The sequence below is a fragment of the Sphaerotilus sp. genome (genome assembly GCF_034519685.1).
In the GTDB taxonomy this organism is placed as follows: domain Bacteria; phylum Pseudomonadota; class Gammaproteobacteria; order Burkholderiales; family Burkholderiaceae_C; genus Sphaerotilus.
In genome coordinates this window covers 190,245-207,938 of sequence record NZ_JAXHOF010000003.1, presented here as the reverse complement: position 1 = coordinate 207,938, position 17,694 = coordinate 190,245, and the positions used below count along the sequence as shown (strand labels likewise).

Genomic DNA, 17,694 nt, shown 5'->3' with positions numbered 1-17,694 from the left:
ACCCTGGTGTCGCCGACTCGAACAGGCTTCTTTGCCAGCAAAGCCTGAGATTATAGGCGAATTTCCTTGGCCATGGCTCAAATCAATCGGTGTGGCTGGTGCTTGTTGCAGACGCTGCGGCGGCCAGCGCGTCGGCGCAGGCCGCCGCGCTGGCCCAGGCCCACTGGAAGTTGTAGCCGCCCAGCCAGCCGGTCACGTCGACGACCTCGCCGATGAAGTGCAAGCCCGGCACGCGCTTGCTCTCCAGCGTCTGCGAGCTGAGTTCGCGGGTGTCGACACCCCCGGCCATGACCTCGGCCTTTTTCCAGCCCTCGTCGCCGGTCGGCGACACATCCCAGGCGCGTGCGCGCTGGGCCACGGCCTGCAGATCCTTGTCCTTGCAATCGGGCATCGGGCGCTGCGCATCCAGACCGGCGCCCAGCAGCCAGGCGTCGGCCAGGCGGGCGGGCAACAGGGCCGAGAACTCGTTGCCGAGCTGGCGCCGAGAGGTCTGCTTGGCGGCCAGCAGCCGCGCGCCCAGGTCCACGCCGGGTGCCAGATCGATCTGGAGCGACTGACCGGCTCGCCAGAAGCTGGAGATCTGCAGCACGGCCGGCCCGCTCAGGCCGCGGTGGGTGAACAGCAGGTCTTCCAGGAAGTGGGTCCGGGCCTTGCCGGTGCCCGTCGAGATGCCCACGGGCAACGCCACGCCGGACAGCGCCGCGAACGGCGCCCACTGCTGCGGATCGAAGGTGAGCGGCACCAGCGCCGGCCGCGGCGCGATGATGCTGTGGCCGAACTGCTGGGCGATGCGCAGTCCGAAATCGCTCGCGCCAATCTTCGGCACAGGCAGCCCGCCCGTGGCGATCACCAGCCGCGGTGTCTGCACGGGGCCTGCCTCGGTGTCGAGTTCGAAGCCGCTGCGCTGCCGGATGGCCTTCACCGCACACGGCTGGCGCCGCACCACCCCACCGGCCTCGCACTCGCGCAGCAGCATCGTGACCAGGTCCTCGGCGCTGCGGTCGCAGAAGAGCTGGCCCTTGTGCTTTTCATGGAAGGCGATGCCGTGGCGCTGCACGAGTGCCAGGAAGTCACCCGGGGTGAACCGCGCCAGCGCCGAGCGGCAGAAGCGGGGGTTGTCCGACAGGAAGTTCGCGGGCGTGACCTCGCGGTTGGTGAAATTGGCGCGGCCGCCGCCGGAGATGCGGATCTTCTCGGCGACCTTCGGGCTGTGGTCGAGCAGCAGCACCCGCTGGCCCGCCTGGCCCGCCCGACCGGCGCAAAAAAGGCCGGCTGCGCCGGCCCCGATGATGACGACGTCAAAGGTTTCCATGGGCGGATTATCGCGGCCCGCCCGGCCGCGGACGTCAGACGCGGTTCCAGTCCAGGTTGGCGCGGGCGAACATGGTCTTCAGCTCGCCCTTCTCGGCCAGGCCGTTCAGGCCGGCCTGGAGCGCCTCGGCCAGGTCCGTGGCTTCCTTCTTGACCGCCATGCCCACGGCCCAGCCGTCCTTCGGTGCGCGGGGCATCGGGATCGGCGTGATGGCGAAGCGGGCATCGCCGCGCAGCACCGTCTCCAGCTCCGAGCGCAGACCGGCGGCCGCGGCAACCTCGCCGCGCTGCAGCATCTGGGCGGCCACGACGCCGTCGGGGATCTTCGTGGTCAGCTGCTCGCGCAGCATGCCCGACTCCGCGCCGATCATCAGCCAGCCGGCCAGCGACATGCCCGGCACCGCGGTGCGCACGGTGCGCAGCGGGTCGAGACTGTCGAGTGCGGGCAGCTTGCCGAGGTCACGCGCCACCATGACCCGTTCGCGCCAGTAGGGGCCGAAGATGCTCACGCGCGGGTTGTTCTGCATCAGCGGACGGTCGACCGGCACGTGCAGCAGCACGTCGGCCGGGCCGTAACCGAGCATGTGCCCGCGCCACACCATGTTGCGCAGGTCATCGTTCATGTTCTCGTCGGCCGTGAAGGGCAGCATCGTCACGTCCACGCCCAGCGCGCCCGCCAGGGCCTTGGCCAGATCGATCTCGATGCCCTGGCCCTTGACGTGGAACGGCGGCATGTCGTTGTAGATCCCGACGACCAGCCGCCCCCGTTCCCGGACCCGGGTCAGTGCCGACTTCTCCTCCTGGGCGGTGACGCTGCCGACACCCAGCAGACCGCCGAGCGAGCCGAGCGCCAGTGCGGAAGTCTGGCCGAGAAAATGGCGGCGGTCCGTCGCCTTGGCATGTGGGTTGCGCATGTGGTTGTCTCCTGGAAATCCCGGGCAGATGGCCGGTGTTCGGTTCAAGCGGCTCCTGAAGGGAGTCGAGGCCCGCGCCGGGATTCTGTCAGTGAATCCCGGCCCCGGGCCTCGTGGGGTCGATCGGCCTGGGGGCTGCGATCAGGGCAGCGGCTTCTCGCGGCGCGTTTCCAGGTAGGCTTTCATGGCCCACATGGCCTCCTGGCTGACCATGCCCTCGAAGGGCGGCATGTACACCGCGCCATTGCGGACCTTGCCGCGGCGCACGCTCGTCACGTAGTAGTCGTCCATTTCCTGGACGCAGGCGTTGCGCTTTTTCTCGTCCTTGACGTTGACGCAGTCGTTGTCCAGCTTGCGCAGGTCGGGCGCGATGCCGCCCGAAATGGCTTCGAGGCCGTGGCAGCGGGCGCAGTTCTGGTTGTAGGCCGAAGAGCCGATGGCGATGGCCTTGTCGTTCTTGCGGTACGGGTTTTCCGTGCGCCAGGTGTCACCCAGCTGTGGCAGGCTGGTCGTGTCCACCGCCTGCGGGGTGACATCGCCATGCGCCATGGCCGGGCCACCGGCCACGACCCAGAATGCGGCCAGGATTGCTGCGCGGAAAAATGTGCCTCGTGCCATTCGTGTCTCCAGAGGTGTTTTGAAAAGTGAGTTGGCATCGTTTCTGCAATTGCTGTGCCAAGCACGGCAAACGTTGCAGTTGCTGCTCTGAATCAAGGGTCTGTCCGGAGGTAGTACGCCTTGGCTGCTTCTAAATTGCGCGGCAGCAGCGCGGGCAAATAGCGGCTGTGACAGGCAAGCGACGCGGGTGTGCGAATAGATGACAGCGGCGGGTGCGTGACAGTGCATCTGCCGCGTGACTGGTTGACCATATACAGGAGACAAGACATGGCAAAACCCTATACCCCGGCATCGGCCGGGTTGCGCCAGCGGGCAGTCCAAGGCGATGTGCGGCGTCCGATCGCCTCGGCATTGCCGCTGGACCACAACCATGTGTCCAAGATCGACAACTCGCATGAGCGCTGCGCCGCGCTGGGCCTGTCGCGCATCGAACGGCTGGATTTTTCGCCTTTGGGTCGGTCTGACCTCGCCGTGGCCCGCGAGCGCAACCAGCGTCTGTACGCCCACGCAGCCCCCGTCATGGAGATGCTGCACGAGCAGATCATCAACAGCAACTCGATGGTGGTGCTGTGCGACGCCACTGGCACGGTCATCCACTCGATCGGAGACCACGATTTTCTGACCCGTGCGGAGAAGGTGGCGCTGCAGCCCGGCGTGAACTGGTCCGAGCAGACCAAGGGCACCAACGCCATCGGTACGGCGCTGATTGAGGAGCTGCCCACACTCGTCCATGCCGACGAGCACTACATGCACGCCAACCACTTCCTGACGTGCTCGGCTGCGCCGATCCTCGACCCGCGCGGCAACATCCTCGGCGTGCTCGACGTCTCCGGCGACCAGCGCACCTACCACCAGCACACGATGGGGCTGGTGAAGATGAGCGCCCGGATGATCGAGAACCACTGGCTCACCGACGACTACCGCAACGTGATGCGGCTGCATTTCCACAGCCGTGTCGAGTTCATCGGCACGCTGATGGAGGGCATCCTCGCCGTCAGCGAGGACGGCAAGCTGGTCGGTGCCAACCGCGGCGCGCTGGAGCAGCTGGGCCTGAGCGGAGCCGCGCTGCGCATGCACTCGTTGTCCACGCTGTTCGGCACCAGCGTCTCGGCGCTGGTCGACCGCTTCCGCTTGCCGTTGGCGCAACCGTTGCCACCGCCGCAGCCGGTGCATCTGTCCAACGGGCGGCAGTTTCATGTTTACGCCCGCTTCAACCGGCCCGTCTGGCTCGGCATGGAAAGCGTCCCCACCCAGGTCAGCGACGTCACCCCCCTGGGCGGCCCCCCAGGCGCTGTGGCAACCCCCTCCGCGGCGCCCCTGCGCGAGCCCGCTGCGCGCAACCCTGCCGCCAGCGATCGGGCGGGCCTGTCGAGCCTGATCACCGGCGATGCGCAGGTCGGCACGCTGGTGGACAAGATCCGCCGCGTCATCAACCGCGACATCCCCATCCTGATCCTCGGCGAGACCGGCACCGGCAAGGAGCTGCTCGCCCGCGCCATCCACCAGGACTCCGAGCGCGCCCGCCAGCCCTTCGTGGCGGTCAACTGCGCGTCGATCCCCGAGACGCTGATCGAGGCCGAGCTGTTCGGCTACGAGGAAGGTGCCTTCACCGGCGCGCGGCGCAAGGGCGCGGTCGGCAAGCTCGTGCAGGCCAACGGCGGCACGCTGTTCCTCGACGAGATCGGCGACATGCCGCTGACGCTGCAGGCCCACCTGCTGCGCGTGCTGCAGGAGCGGCAGGTCACGCCGCTGGGCAGCGCCAAGGCGGTGTCGGTCGACGTGATGCTGGTCTGCGCGACCCACCGCAACCTGCGCGAGATGATCGAGCAGAAGAGCTTCCGTGAAGACCTGTACTACCGGCTGAACGGTCTGGCGGTGCGCCTGCCGCCGCTGCGCGAGCGCAGCGACCTGATGGCATTGGTCGAGCGCATCCTGGAGCGCGAGAACCCCGACCGCCGGCTGCGCCTGAGCCCGGACGTGCTGCGCCTGTTCCAGGGCTACCACTGGCCGGGCAATGTGCGCCAGCTCTTCAACGTGCTGCGCACCGCCAGCGTGATGGCCGCAGGCGACACGTCCATCACCCGCGACCACCTCTCGGACGATTTCATCGACGACGCCCGGCGCGCGGCGGCCCAGCGTCCGGCCGCGGTGGCGCCCGAGCCCGAGCCGGTGGCCGTGCGTGCGGCACCGGTCGATGTCGCGGCAGCGGGGGGCGCGTCCCCGTCGTTGTCGACCCCGGCGGGTGGGCAGGATGACCAGGCCGGACGCTCGCTGGAAGACATCGAGCTGCAGTCCATCCAGCGCGCGGTGGACGCCGCCGGCGGCAACATCTCGGTGGCGGCCAAGCAGCTCGGCATCAGCCGCAACACGATCTACCGCAAGCTGCGCTGGAAGACGCCGCGCTGACGCGGCTCAGCGTGGGGGCGGTGACATCGTTTCGGCCGCGAAGCCGACGATGTTGCGCACCGCCCGGCTGAACTCGATGCCGACGAGGTGGACGGGCTCGCCGCGACCGAGGTACTTGTCGGCGTAGCCCTGCGCCTTGATCTGCGCGAGTGCTTCGCCCTTGGCGGTGTGGTCTACCACCTTGAACTCGAAGACAAACACTTGCTGCTGGAACAGCAGCGCCATGTCGATGCGGCCATGGTTGGTCGAGTCTTCGAGGCGGATGTCCAGGCCCAGCGCGGCGAAGTGGCTGTAGAAGACGCTGGCGTAGTGGCCCTCGAACTGCGCCAGCGGATTGTTGCGGTACCAGTCGTGCGGGATGCTGGCGAACAAGGCTTTGAGCAGGTCTTCGAGTGCGGTCAGATCGGCTGTCAGCAGCACGTCGATCAGGCGCAGCCGCGAGGCCAGCGATGTGTGCTCCGGCACGCCATAGCCGGACAGCAGCGCGGCGTTCAGGCTCGACTCGACCTCGTTGTTCGGATAGCCGAGCGTGTAGAACCAGTGCCCGGGCAACTTCTCGACAGCGCCGTGCAGCGTCAGGTAGCCGGTCTGGAACAGCAATGCCTCCGGGGCGATCTGGTCGACATCGAAGCTCGACAGCAGCGCCAAGCTGGTCTGCAGGCGCTGCAGATCGGGGGTGAAGAACTGCTTGTCGGCGAGCAGCCGGATCAGGAAGGTCGGCGTACCGGTCTCGAACCAGTAGGGCTGGAACTGGCGGTTCTGGAACAGCAGCAGCAGGTCGAAGGGGTTATAGACCGAGGTGCCGAGCCAGTTGTAGCCGTTGTACCAGCGGCGGATCTCGTCGCGGTCCAACCCTGGCAGTTCGGGTGCGAAGACGGTGTCCACGTCGTGGTCGGTGTAGCCGCACAGCGCGCTCCAGCGGGGAGACAGCGTGATGTCCTGCAAATGGTTCAGGCCGGAGAACAGGCTGACCTTGCTGAACTTGGAGACACCGGTGAGGAAGACGAACTTCAGGTCGGCGTCGGCGCTCTTGAGGACCGAATAGAAACTGCGCAGCGCGTCGCGCAGGGCGGCGGCGACCTCGTGGTTCCCGAGGTTGTCGAGGATGGGTTTGTCGTACTCGTCGATGAGCACGACGGTGCGCTGACCGGCGAGTCGGGCGGCTTCGCGGATGAGTTCGCCGAAGCGACCACTGATCGACTGGTGGTGAAACACGATGCCCAGCCGGCGGGCATGGTCGTCGAGCCGTTCGAGCAGGCGCTGGTCGAGTTCGGCCCGGCTGTGGACTTCGCCCTCACCGAAGTCGATGCGGATGACGGGGTGCGACTTCGACCACTCCCAGCGCGACTCGGCGGCGAGACCGTCGAACAGCGGGCGGTTGGCCTCGAAGAGTTCCTTGAGGGTGTCCACGAGCAGGCTTTTGCCGAAGCGGCGGGGGCGGCTGAGGAAGCAGGTCTTGCCGGAGGCGACGAGGTCACAAGCCATGCCGGTCTTGTCCACGTAGTAGTGACCATCCTCGCGCAGTTCACGCAGGGTCTGGATGCCGATGGGCAGTGGGCGGCGGGGCAGTGCAGTGGCGCTCATGCGAGCAGTGTAGAGGCGTGGACTGGTGTCGCGTGGCATGCGTGAAAATGCCGCTCAGGATTCAAATTCGAGGCGGAGACACCAGATGGCGGGGATTTTCATCAGCTACCGGCGCAAGGAGAGCAAACCACACGCACGGCTGATCTTCCAGCACTTGCGCAAGCGGTTTCGCGGTCGGGTGTTCATGGACGTGGATGGGCTGAAGCCGGGCGAGCAGTTTCGCGACAAGATCGGGCGCCAACTGGATGGCTGCGCGGTGCTGCTGGCGCTGATGGGGCCGCAGTGGGCGCAGGTGCGCGACGACAAGAGCGGCGCGGTGCGGCTGTTCGATGCGCGGGACTGGGTGCGGCTGGAGATCACGACGGCGCTGCAGCGGGGCATCACGGTGATTCCGGTGCTGATCGACGGGGCGCAGATGCCGCAGGAGGCGGAGTTGCCGCCGGAGCTGCACCCGCTGCTGGATCGGCACGCCTTTCGGCTGGACCTGGACCAGGATTTTGATGCGGGGATGGAGAAACTGGCGGCGTCGGTGGCGAAGGACATGGAGGAGCCGCTGAAGGTGCCGGGGTGGGTGAAAGTTGCGGTGCCGGTGGTGCTGGTGGGCGCGGCGGGGGGGTATTGGGCGGTGAATCAGAAACCCGTGCCTTCTACTGTGATACCGATTGCCGCGCCCGTGGCTGCAGTTTCTGTGCCCACGCCGCCACCTGCGCCGAAACCCGATCCGTATCCGCCGAGAAAGCGATTTCAGGATTGCGTGGATGATTCCTGTCCGTGGATGGTGGTGATGCCGGCGGGGAAATTCATGATGGGCTCACCGGCCAAAGAGGAGGGCCGTTCAGATGACGAAGGCCCGCAGCACGAGGTGACGATCGCGAAGCCGCTGGCGGTGATGGAGGCGGAGGTGACGCGGGGGCAGTTCGCGGCGTTTGTCAGTGCCACGGGGCACAAGACCAGCGGCGGTTGTTACGGTTTCATGGGTACGGAGTGGAAGCTCGATGAGGCCAAGAACTGGCGTGCGCCGGGATTCGAGCAGACCGACCAGCACCCGGTGGTGTGCGTGAGCTGGGAGGACGCGCAGGCGTATGCGAAATGGCTGAGTGGCAAGACCGGCCAAGGCTATCGGCTGCTGTCCGAAGCCGAGTGGGAATATGCAGCGCGGGCTAAAACACAGACTCGCTACTCGTTCGGTGACAAGGCGGAAGATTTGTGTGGATATGCGAACGTGGCTGACCGCACTGGAAAGGCCAAATTTCCCAATTGGACGATTGCCGAATGCACGGATGGTTTTGTCTACACGGCTCCGGTCAAGACTTACAAGCCCAACGCATTTGGACTCTTTGACTTACATGGCAATGCGTGGGAGTGGGTGCAAGATTGCTGGCATGGTGATTACAACGGTGCGCCGGTAACTGGGGTTTCATGGGAAACAAATTGTAAAGAAAAGCGCCGTGTCCTTCGCGGCGGCGGCTGGGGCGTCAGCCCCTCGGGCGCCCGCGCCGCCGGCCGCATCGGGGGCACCCCCGGCATCCGGGACGGCAGCACTGGTTTCCGGCTGGCCCGGACCCTTACCCCTTGAATCTTTTACATCTTTACCCCTTGCGTAATTAAATAATATATGCAAAGCAATACGAACGATGGGCAGGACTCCAGCGGGGGTCCGGGGGCAGCGCCCCCGAGGGACTCGCGGCCCAGGCGCACGCCCTTCGGCAAACAGGAGCGCCCGCAGAACCCCGCCCGCACCACCGGCCCCGCGCTGGAGGCGATGTACCAGTTCACCCTCTGGCTGATCCCGACGCTGGAGAAATTCCCCCGCAGCCAGAAGTTTCTGCTCGGCGACCGGCTGCAGACCGAAGCCCTGGCGGTGCTCGACCGCCTGATCGACGCCACCTACAGCCGCGAGCGCCAGCAGCACCTGCGCGCCGCGAACCTGGGGCTGGAGAAGATGCGCTTCGGTGTGCGGCTGGCCAAGGACCTGAAGCACCTCGACCTGAAAAGCTACGCCCATGCCGCCCGCACGCTCGACGAGGTGGGCCGCATGGTCGGCGGCTGGCTGAAGGCCGACCGCAGCACCGGCATGGTCCCGGCCCAGGAGGCCGCCCATGGTGCGCCGGCATGATGACCTGTTCGACCGCATCGCCAGCTTCGACGCGCTGACCGCCGCCGCCAAGCGGGCCGCTGTCGGCAAGCGCCGCAAGCCCGGCGCGGCGTCCTTCCTCTTCGGGCTGGAGCGCGAAGTGCTGCGCCTGGAGCGTGAGTTGTGCGAAGGCCGCTACCGTACAGGTCGTTACCTCGAAATCGTCGTGCGTGACCCCAAACGCCGCGTCGTTTCGGCGGCCCCGTTCCGCGACCGCGTGGTGCATCACGCACTGTTCGCCGTGATCGGCCCGATCTTCGAGCGCGGCTTCATCGACCACAGCTACGCCAACCGCACCGGCTTCGGCACCCACCGCGCCGTGGCCCGCTTCGAGCGCCTGCGCGACCGCCACCGCCATGTGCTGCGGGCCGACATCTGGCGCTACTTCCCCACCATCGACCACGCGGTGCTCAAGCGCGACCTGCGCCGCCGCATCGCCTGCGAGCGCACGCTGGCGCTGTGCGACACGATCATCGACGGCTCGAACGCGCAGGAACCCGCCGAGTGGTTTTTCCCTGGCGATGACCTGTTCAGCGTGGCCGAGCGCCGCCGGGGTCTGCCGCTGGGCAACCTGACCAGCCAGTTTTTCGCCAATGTCTACCTCGACGGTTTCGACCACTGGGCCACCGAGGTGCTGCGGGCGCCGTATGTGCGCTATGTCGATGACTTCGCCCTGTTCGCCGACGCCGCCGCGCAGCTCGACGACTGGCGCACGCGCATCGATGCTTACCTGTGCGGCCGACGTCTGCGGCTGCACCCCGACAAGACGCAGGTGGTGCCGACCGCGCAGCCGCAGCCCTTCCTCGGCTTCGAGCTGCTGCCCGATGGCCGCCGCCGACTGAAACCCGAAAACGTCAGCCGCTTCCGCCGCCGACTCGATGGCCTGCGCCGCGACTGGCAGCAAGGCGAGATCGGCGCACCCGAAGTGCATTGCCGCGTGCAGAGCTGGACCGCCCACGCGCGGCATGCCGACACGGTGCGGCTGCGTCACACCCTCTTCAAGGGCGGATGGTTCGACCCGCAATGGTCGGACGGTCAGCCCGTGAAGGCTCCTGCGCCCTGAGAAGCGCCGTGTCCTTCGCGGCGGCGGCTGGAACAACAACCCCTCGAACGCCCGCGCCGCCAACCGCAACAGGAACACCCCCGGCAACCGGAACAACAACACTGGTTTCCGGCTGGCCCGCACCCCCCGCACGAGAGCGCGGCACCTCAGCCTGTCAACGGCCCGCGTGTCGCGGAGGTCAGGGAGGGTCCAGGGGCGAGGAGCAAGCGCCGTGGGCGGCGTCGGCCTTGACCGGATGACGGTGGCCGGCGCTTTGCCTTGCCGTGCGGTGCCGTGTTTGTCTTGCTCCTCCCCCAGCGGGGGAGGCTGGGAGGGGGCTTGCGTCGTCAGCCGACGCCCCGATCCCGCATCGCCTTCACCAGGAATGCCACGCGCCCTGTCACCACCGCCTCTCCGCCTCCCGCCACACATGCTGCCAGTTGAGCGCGTGCCGCTGCCCCTGGCCGAACCGGGCGTCCACGCCGTCCAGCACGGGCGCCGGGTCGGACTCGGGCGCGCCACGCTCCTGTGCCCGATCGACGGCAGTGCGCAGCGCCTGCAGATACGCCCGGTGCTGCCGCGGCGCTGAGCTGTCCAGCAGCGGCCCCTGTTCCGGCAGCCACTGCGCCGTGTCGCCGAGCGCATCCAGCCGCTGCCAGGCCTCGTCCAGGTGGCCCGATTCGGCATCCCGCAGATCTGGCGCCCCGTCGGCCCACAGCAGCCCGTGCGCCGTGCTCAACCGCGCCCGCGGCACGGACCACACCGTGACCGACGTCTCCGCACTGCGCCGCAGCCGCCACCAGCGCAGCGGCCCGAGCGTGCCGTGGTCGCCGTGCAGGCGGTGAACGGGCAGGGCGATCGGCTTGGCGCCGAGGTCGGCCGCCGTCGGCCCGAGCCGCTGGCGCAGCCGCTCGACGCAGCGCGGGCAGCGTTCCTGCATCGCCTGGGCCACGTCCTCATGCGCCCAGCGCCGTGCGCCTGCCAGTCCCGCCTGTCCCAGCACCAGCTCCGGCCGGGGCCACGGCGCGATCACATCGGTCACCCGCTGGCCGGTGAGGCGCTGCAGGTGGCAGTTCAGCGCCCGGGCATAGGTGGCCGAGGGTCCGCTGCCGATCAGCCACAGCCGCCGACCCTCGCGCACCGCCAGCAGGTTCGAGATGGCGCCGCGGTTGTCGGGCGTGCTGTCCCCGTCCGCCCCCGGGACCATCCAGACCTGCGGGGCCACCGGCTGCAACACGATCGGCGGGCCGGCGCAGGGGATGGCCGCCACGGCGCCCGTGCTCCAGCCCAGCCACCACAGCCCCGCGTTGAGCAGTCGAAGAGATCTCTCGCGTGAAGCTGTCCGGTTTCGTGGCATTGGGGTTGCCCCTGTGTCAGGTTTGAAACGAAAGTGTTCCGTGTTGGAACACTGCAGAGCGCCGGGTGCGGGTTCTGGTGTGCAAATCGCCCCGACGCTTGCACAAGTCACAGACTATCGACGGGCGGACAGCGTTTGCAGCCCGTTTGCCGACGGCATGGCTCTTGCAAAAACCGGACGAGGCCGGCTTTTTGCATGCGGTCATGTGTTCAATGTGAAGGCCATGAGGGGGGCTTCATGAAACTGGTGGTACTCAAGGGTGGTGAAGAGGCGGTGACGCTGGCCGAGTGTGCCCGTGCCGGACTGGTGTCCAGCCGCACGCCGGGCGCGGTGGCGTTGTCGGGTGACGGGCTGCGCTGGGTGCTGGTCAATGTGTCGCCGTCGGTGGCGACACAGCTCACGACCGATGCACGGCTGTTGCGCCACCGCGGATTGCCGGATGCAGCGGTGCGGGCGGTCGTGCTGACCGATGCGCAGGTGGACCATGTGACGGGTCTGCTGAGCCTGCGCGACGGCGCGCCGATCCACCTCTATGCCACGCCGGCCGTGTTCGAGGAGCTGACCCACACGCTGCCCGTGCTGCCGCTGCTGGAGCATTACTGCGGCGTGCAGTGGCATGTCATTCCGGTGGCGGGCGAGTCGCGCGAGGCCGTGTTCCACATCGAGGGGCAGCCGTCGCTCGAATTCACCGCCGTCGCCACGGACGGTCCGCTGCCGCGCCATGCCACGCAGCCCGCATCGGCCGAAGTGGGCGAAACCATCGCGCTGGCGGTGCGCGATCTGGTGACGGGCCAGCGCTTCTTCTGCGCACGCAGCCTGGCGGCGGCCGGCTTCGAGGCGGTCGAGTGGATGCAACAGGCCGACTGCCTGCTGCTCGGCGACGACCGTGTCGATGTCTGGCCCGCGCACGACGGTCCGGACACGGACCACCTGACCATGTTCGCCCAGCTCGACCGGCTGGGCGCCCGCCGCAAGCTGCTGATGGGCACGACCGGCTGGGAGGCGGGGCACACGCTGCCGGTCAGCGCGCTGGCGCTGCACGGGGTCGAGCTGGCGGCGGACCGGATGGAGATCAACCTCTGAACCACCGCTGAAGCCGGCCGTGGAGCACTTCGGGTGACAGTCTCGGTGTAAGTCCGGGTGCGACGCCAGGGAGCTGGCCCTGTACAAACCGTCCTGTGACCACCCATGACGATGTTTCGATCGATGTGCCGATGCTCCGACTCCAGGGCCTGATCAAGCGCTACGGCGACCGCACGGCGCTGGCCGGCCTGACGCTGGCGCTGCCGGCGGGACAGTTCGTGGCCTTGCTGGGGCCGAATGGCGCCGGCAAGTCCACGCTGTTCCAGGTGCTCACCGGCTTGTTCGTCGCCGACGAGGGCGAGGTCGAGGTGGCCGGCCAGTCGCTGCGCCACTCGGCGGTGCGGGCGCTGCGCGACATCGGCGTGGTGTTCCAGCAGATGTCGCTCGACCTGGACCTGTCGGTGGAGCGCAACCTGCGGTTCCACGCCGATCTGCACGGTCTGCCGCGGTCGGTCGCCACCGAGCGGCTGCTCGAAGGCTGTCGCGGGCTGGGGCTGGACAAGGATCTGGCCCGCCCGGTGCGCGAGCTGTCGGGCGGCAACCGGCGCAAGGTGGAACTCGTGCGCGCCTTGCTCCACCGGCCGAAGGTGGTGCTGATGGACGAGCCCACCGTCGGCCTGGACCCGAAGTCGCGCCACGACCTGCTGGGCGCGATCCGGGCCGATGTGGCGGCGCGCGGCACGACGGTGCTCTGGGCGACGCATCTGGTCGAGGAGGCCGAGGCGGCGGACCGTGTGGTGGTGCTGCACCGCGGCAAGCTGCTGGCGGACGGCACGCCGGGTGAGGTGACCGCCGCACTGGGCGGGGATCGGCTCGAAGCGGCGTTCATCCGTGCCACCGGCTGATTTTTTGCACATTGCAGATTGCCCATTGCACATGGCCCATTGCATCAGGAGACAAGCGATGAAGAACACCTTCCAACCCACGCGGCTGGCGCTGGCAACTGCTGCCTTGCTGCTGGCCTCGCTGGCGCAGGCCCAGGTGGCCTATGTGTCGAGCGAGAAGGACCACAAGCTGACCATCGTTGACCTGAAGACCCAAGCGGTGACAGGGACGGTCGCGACCTGCAAGCGTCCGCGGCACATGGTCATCACGCCGGATGGCAAGCAGCTGATGGTGGCCTGCGGCGACTCGGGCCAGGCCGACGTGATCGACCTCGCCACGCGCAAGTCGGTGAAGAAGATCGGGCTGGGCGATGACCCGGAGATCTTCGACCTGACGCCGGACGGCAAGACGCTGTATGTCACCAACGAGGAAGACGGTGAAGTCGGCATCGTCGATCTGGCCAGCGGCAAGCGCACCGGGGCGATCAAGGTCGGCGAGGAGCCGGAAGGTGTGCTGGTCAGCCGCGATGGCAAGACCGTCTATGTCACGTCGGAAGTCGCCAGCCTCGTGCATGTGATCGACACCACGACCGGCAAGGTGACCAAGAACATCAAGGCCGGAAAACGCCCGCGCCGCTTCGCGATGACGCCGGACGGCGCGCAGCTTTGGGTGACGAACGAGCTGGGGGCGAGCGTGACGGTGATCTCGACGGCCGATCACAGCGTGCTGGACACGATCAAGTTCGAGGTGAAGGGCGCCCGCGCGGCCGACATCACGCCAGTGGGCATCACGATGAGCGCGGACGGCAAGCGGGCGTTTGTCGGGCTGGGCAAGGCGAACCATGTCGCGTTCGTCGATGTGGCGAGCCGCAAGACGACGGACCTCGTGCTGTCGGGCAAGCGGGCGTGGGGGCTGGCGCTGAACAAGGCGCAGGACCGGCTGTATGTGGCCAACGGGCTGTCGGACGACATGACGATCATCGACGTTCCCGGAGCCAAGGCGCTGAAGTCGGTGGCGGTCGGGCGGGTGCCGCACAGCATCGCCGTGGTGGAGTGAGCCGTGGCGCGCAGTGAACGGGCTTTTCGTGATGGGCGTGGTCGGCGTGGGGTGGCGGTCGGCGCGGCCCTGCTGCTCGGCGCGGCGGTGGCGCAGGCGGCGGCGTTCAAGGCGGTGCTGCTGGTGCCGGCCGACGATGCGCGGCTGGACCGCACGCGGGTCGAGCGGGCCTATTTTGGTCACCCGACCGGCCCGGCGACGGACGGCGTGCAGGTGGCGCTGAAGGAGGCGAAGCTGGAGCTGGAGTCGGCGGGTGCGTCGATGGCGGTCGAGACGGTCGAGGTCGGCTCACCGGCCGATGCGAAGGCGGCGGCGCAGAAAGCGGAGAAGGCCGGCGCGGTGGCGCTGCTGGCCGATCTGCCGGCCGACTGGCTGCTGGCGGCGGTGGACGCGGTGAAGCTGCCGGTGCTGAACCTGAGTGCGGCCGACGACCGGCTGCGCCAGCAGGACTGCCGGCCGAGCCTGCTGCATGTCGCCCCCAGCGAGCGCATGCGCGCCGACGCGCTGGCGCAGTCGCTGGTCAGCCGCAAGTGGATGAACGTGCTGCTGCTCACCGGCCCGTCGCCGGCCGATGCCGTGCGCGGCGCCGCTGCGCAGGCGGCCATCAAGCGCTATGGCCTCAAGCTCAGCGGGGCCAAGCCGTTCAAGCTGTCCGGCGATCCGCGCGAGCGTGACCTCGCCAACCCGCTGCTGCTCACGCAGGGCGGGCACGACGTGGTCTGGGTGGTGGACAGCGATGGCGAGTTCGCCCGGATGCTGCCGTACCGCACCGCCACACCGCGCCCGGTGATCGGTGACGCCGGTCTCACCGCGTTGGCCTGGCACGCGCAGTACGACCGCTTCGGCGCTCCGCAGGTCTCGCGCCGCTTCACCAGGACCGCGCAGCGCCCGATGTCGGCGGCCGACTGGAGCGCGTGGATGGGCGGCAAGGCGCTCGCCGCGGCGGCGGTGGCGGCGCCGAAGGGGCCGGCAGCGGCCGTGCAGAAGGCGCTGGTCGACGGGGAGCTCGACGGCTCGAAGGGCGTGGCGATGCGCTTTCGTCCGTGGGACGGCCAGATGCGCCAGACGATGCTGCTGACTGACGGGCAAGGCGTCATCGGCACCGCGCCGGTGGACGGCGTGCTGCACCCGAAGAATGCGCTCGACACCCTCGGCGGCGACGCGCCCGAGAAACTCTGCAAGGCCCGTTCATGAGCACCCCCGGCAGCCTCGGCCACGCGCTCCAGGCGATGCGCGCCATCGTCTGGCGCGAGGTCGCCAAGTTCTCGCGCCAGACCGGGCGGCTGGTGTCGGCGCTGGTGCGGCCGCTGCTGTGGCTGGCGGTGTTCGCCGCGGGTTTTCGCAACGTGTTCGGCATGGCGATCGCCGAGCCGTATGACACCTACATCGCCTACGACGTCTACATCGCGCCCGGCCTGATCGGCATGGTGCTGCTGTTCAACGGCATGCAGTCCAGTCTGGCGATGGTCTACGACCGCGAGATGGGGCTGATGCGGCTGCTGCTGACGGCGCCGCTGCCGCGGCCGTGGATCCTGTTCTCCAAGCTCACCGCGACGGCGGTGCTGTCGCTGGCGCAGGCGCTGGCGTTTGTCGTGATCGCCTGGGCGATCGGCACCGAGCTGCCGCTGATCGGGCCGCAGACGCCGCACGTCCTGCTCGCGGCGGTCTGCGGGGCGCTGATGCTCGGCGCGCTCGGGCTGCTGCTGAGCGTGCACATCAAGCAACTGGAGAACTTCGCCGGCACGATGAACTTCGTGATCTTCCCGATGTACTTCATGTCCACCGCGCTCTACCCGCTGTGGAAGCTGGAGGAATCGGGCGCGGCGTGGGTCTACCAGATCGCCCGCTTCAACCCGTTCACGCACGCGGTCGAGTGGATGCGCTACGCGATGTACGACAAGGATCCGGGCCTGTCGCCGTGGATCGTGCTCGGGACGCTGGCGCTGTGTTTCGGGCTGGCGAGCTGGGGCTATGACCCGCAGCGGGGGTTTGGCGCGCTGACCAAGCGGGGCGGCGGCGGGCCGCCCGGTGGTGGCGGGGGCGGAGGCTGACGGCGATGAAACTCTGGCAACGCCTGCGGGAACAGGGCCGGGTCGAGGCCGGATTGCCCGTCGAGTTCGGCGCGGCGGCGGTGGGCCGGGCCGACATCGCCGCACTGTCGCAGCGGCTGTTCTGGGGCTGGGCGCTGCTGGCAGGCGTCGCGCTGTTCACTGCGTGGTGGATGCAGCGCCACGGCTGGTGGCGGGCCTTGGTCGATGGTGACCCGAGCGGCATCAGCGTGGTGATCGCTGTGCTGGCGGCTGTCGTCACTGGTTGGTGCGGCGTGCGGGCGTGGCGCTTGCAGCGCGAGGCGCAGCCGGGCGGCGGCGGGTGGCGGTTGGCGTACCTGGATGACCTGTCGCGCCAGCAGGGCGAGGCCAGCGCCTTGCTCGCCGAGCGCACCCACGGCCCGCACGAGACCGCCTGGTGGTTCACGGCGGCCACGATCAAGCTCGGCCTGCTCGGCACCGTGGTCGGCTTCATCCTGATGTCGTCGCAGCTCGGCAAGTCGCAGAGCTTCGAGCTGGCGGAAGTCCAGCAGTTGCTGCAGCAGATGACCGGCGGCATGGCGATCGCGCTCTACACCACGCTGGTCGGGTTGATCGCGAACCTGTGGCTGGGGCTGCAGTTGCTGCTGCTGGACCGGCTGGCCGACCGGCTGGCGGCGGACATCCTGGCGGACGGCGCGGCGGCGACCTTGGCCGAGGCACGCTGATGGCCGTCCTGCGCAAGCGCCGCTCCGACGAGATCGACCCGTTCAGCGACCTGCTCTTCAACACGCTGCTGATCTTCGTCATGCTGTTCGCCATCGCCATCGTGGCGATGAACCCGAAGGCCAAGACCGGCGTGATCGACGCCAAGGCCGAGTTCATCATCACCGTGACCTGGCCGGACATGAACCCCAACGACATCGACACCTGGGTCCAGGATCCCGGCCGCAACCTCGTCTGGTTCCGCCAGCGCGAGGGCGGGATGATGCACCTCGACCGCGACGACCGCGGGCTGGCCAATGACACGCTGGTCATCAACGGCCAGCAGGTGGTCAACCCGCTGAACCAGGAAGTCGTGACGGTGCGCGGCTTCTCGCCGGGTGAATACACGGTCAACGTCTTCTATTACGACAGCAAGAACGGCGAGCCGGTGCCGGTGAACGTCTCGGTGGTGAAGGTCAATCCACGCGCCGAGGTGGTGTTCTACGGCACCGTGAACGTGGTGCGCAAGGGCGACGAGGTGACGGCGGTGCGCTTCACGGTGAACCGCGAAGGCAAGGTCGAGGCGGTCAACACGCTGGCCAAGACGCTGGTGGAAAGGATCTGACGCGATG

The 17,694-nt window shown here is 68.2% G+C and carries 16 protein-coding genes and 1 pseudogene; 12 read left to right on the top strand and 5 right to left on the bottom strand.

Going from position 1 to position 17,694, the window contains the following annotated elements:
• Nucleotides 1-82: 82 nt before the first annotated feature.
• The 3 genes from U5O44_RS04510 to pedF all read right to left on the bottom strand — a co-directional run bounded on the left by U5O44_RS04510 (nucleotide 83) and on the right by pedF (nucleotide 2,843).
• A complete protein-coding gene (locus tag U5O44_RS04510; RefSeq protein ID WP_322587277.1) occupies nucleotides 83-1,312 on the bottom strand; it encodes a BaiN/RdsA family NAD(P)/FAD-dependent oxidoreductase in 1,230 nt (409 codons plus the stop codon).
• A 34-nt stretch (nucleotides 1,313-1,346) separates the two neighbouring features.
• Nucleotides 1,347-2,225, bottom strand: coding sequence for a substrate-binding periplasmic protein (locus U5O44_RS04505; RefSeq protein ID WP_322587276.1), 879 nt, complete (start codon nucleotides 2,223-2,225; stop codon nucleotides 1,347-1,349).
• A gap of 141 nt (nucleotides 2,226-2,366) precedes the next feature.
• Nucleotides 2,367-2,843 carry a cytochrome c-550 PedF gene (pedF, locus tag U5O44_RS04500; protein ID WP_322587275.1) on the bottom strand — a complete coding sequence of 159 codons (477 nt, stop codon included), beginning with the start codon at nucleotides 2,841-2,843 and terminating at the stop codon, nucleotides 2,367-2,369.
• Nucleotides 2,844-3,110: 267 nt separating this feature from the next.
• On the opposite strand from pedF, the gene U5O44_RS04495 reads away from it, so the two are divergent.
• On the top strand, nucleotides 3,111-5,249 hold the full coding sequence (locus tag U5O44_RS04495; RefSeq protein ID WP_322587274.1) for a sigma-54-dependent Fis family transcriptional regulator: 2,139 nt from the start codon (nucleotides 3,111-3,113) through the stop codon (nucleotides 5,247-5,249).
• A 6-nt stretch (nucleotides 5,250-5,255) separates the two neighbouring features.
• Here U5O44_RS04495 and U5O44_RS04490 read toward each other — a convergent pair whose 3' ends face one another.
• Nucleotides 5,256-6,833, bottom strand: a complete 1,578-nt coding sequence (locus tag U5O44_RS04490; RefSeq protein WP_322587273.1) for an ATP-binding protein — start codon at nucleotides 6,831-6,833, stop codon at nucleotides 5,256-5,258.
• Between the two features lie 85 nt (nucleotides 6,834-6,918).
• On the opposite strand from U5O44_RS04490, the gene U5O44_RS04485 reads away from it, so the two are divergent.
• The 4 genes and pseudogenes from U5O44_RS04485 to U5O44_RS23005 all read left to right on the top strand — a co-directional run.
• Complete coding sequence (locus tag U5O44_RS04485; protein ID WP_322587272.1) at nucleotides 6,919-8,409, top strand: SUMF1/EgtB/PvdO family nonheme iron enzyme; 1,491 nt, start codon at nucleotides 6,919-6,921, stop codon at nucleotides 8,407-8,409.
• A gap of 39 nt (nucleotides 8,410-8,448) precedes the next feature.
• A complete protein-coding gene (gene avd, locus U5O44_RS04480) occupies nucleotides 8,449-8,949 on the top strand; it encodes a diversity-generating retroelement protein Avd (RefSeq protein ID WP_322587271.1) in 501 nt (166 codons plus the stop codon).
• A complete protein-coding gene (locus U5O44_RS04475; RefSeq protein WP_322587270.1) occupies nucleotides 8,933-10,030 on the top strand; it encodes a reverse transcriptase/maturase family protein in 1,098 nt (365 codons plus the stop codon). The genes avd and U5O44_RS04475 overlap by 17 nt, the downstream gene beginning before the upstream one ends.
• Nucleotides 10,020-10,139, top strand: a pseudogene (locus tag U5O44_RS23005) (hypothetical protein); the annotation flags it as partial. The gene U5O44_RS04475 and the pseudogene U5O44_RS23005, both read left to right, overlap by 11 nt.
• A 270-nt stretch (nucleotides 10,140-10,409) precedes the next feature.
• On the opposite strand, the gene U5O44_RS04470 reads toward U5O44_RS23005, so the two are convergent.
• Nucleotides 10,410-11,366, bottom strand: a complete 957-nt coding sequence (locus U5O44_RS04470) for a hypothetical protein (RefSeq protein WP_322587269.1) — start codon at nucleotides 11,364-11,366, stop codon at nucleotides 10,410-10,412.
• Nucleotides 11,367-11,603: 237 nt separating this feature from the next.
• On the opposite strand from U5O44_RS04470, the gene U5O44_RS04465 reads away from it, so the two are divergent.
• The 7 genes from U5O44_RS04465 to U5O44_RS04435 all read left to right on the top strand — a co-directional run bounded on the left by U5O44_RS04465 (nucleotide 11,604) and on the right by U5O44_RS04435 (nucleotide 17,687).
• A complete protein-coding gene (locus U5O44_RS04465; RefSeq protein ID WP_322587268.1) occupies nucleotides 11,604-12,449 on the top strand; it encodes an MBL fold metallo-hydrolase in 846 nt (281 codons plus the stop codon).
• Between the two features lie 131 nt (nucleotides 12,450-12,580).
• Nucleotides 12,581-13,294: an ATP-binding cassette domain-containing protein gene (locus U5O44_RS04460; protein WP_322587267.1), complete on the top strand. Its 714-nt coding sequence runs from the start codon at nucleotides 12,581-12,583 to the stop codon at nucleotides 13,292-13,294.
• Between the two features lie 58 nt (nucleotides 13,295-13,352).
• Nucleotides 13,353-14,330 carry a PQQ-dependent catabolism-associated beta-propeller protein gene (locus U5O44_RS04455; protein ID WP_322587266.1) on the top strand — a complete coding sequence of 326 codons (978 nt, stop codon included), beginning with the start codon at nucleotides 13,353-13,355 and terminating at the stop codon, nucleotides 14,328-14,330.
• 3 nt (nucleotides 14,331-14,333) lie between these two features.
• Nucleotides 14,334-15,524, top strand: coding sequence for a type 1 periplasmic-binding domain-containing protein (locus U5O44_RS04450; protein WP_322587265.1), 1,191 nt, complete (start codon nucleotides 14,334-14,336; stop codon nucleotides 15,522-15,524).
• On the top strand, nucleotides 15,521-16,381 hold the full coding sequence (locus tag U5O44_RS04445; protein ID WP_322587264.1) for an ABC transporter permease: 861 nt from the start codon (nucleotides 15,521-15,523) through the stop codon (nucleotides 16,379-16,381). The genes U5O44_RS04450 and U5O44_RS04445 overlap by 4 nt, the downstream gene beginning before the upstream one ends.
• A 5-nt stretch (nucleotides 16,382-16,386) precedes the next feature.
• A complete protein-coding gene (locus U5O44_RS04440; protein ID WP_322587263.1) occupies nucleotides 16,387-17,085 on the top strand; it encodes a MotA/TolQ/ExbB proton channel family protein in 699 nt (232 codons plus the stop codon).
• On the top strand, nucleotides 17,085-17,687 hold the full coding sequence (locus U5O44_RS04435) for a hypothetical protein (protein ID WP_322587262.1): 603 nt from the start codon (nucleotides 17,085-17,087) through the stop codon (nucleotides 17,685-17,687). The genes U5O44_RS04440 and U5O44_RS04435 overlap by 1 nt, the downstream gene beginning before the upstream one ends.
• The last annotated feature ends 7 nt before the right edge of the window (nucleotides 17,688-17,694 follow it).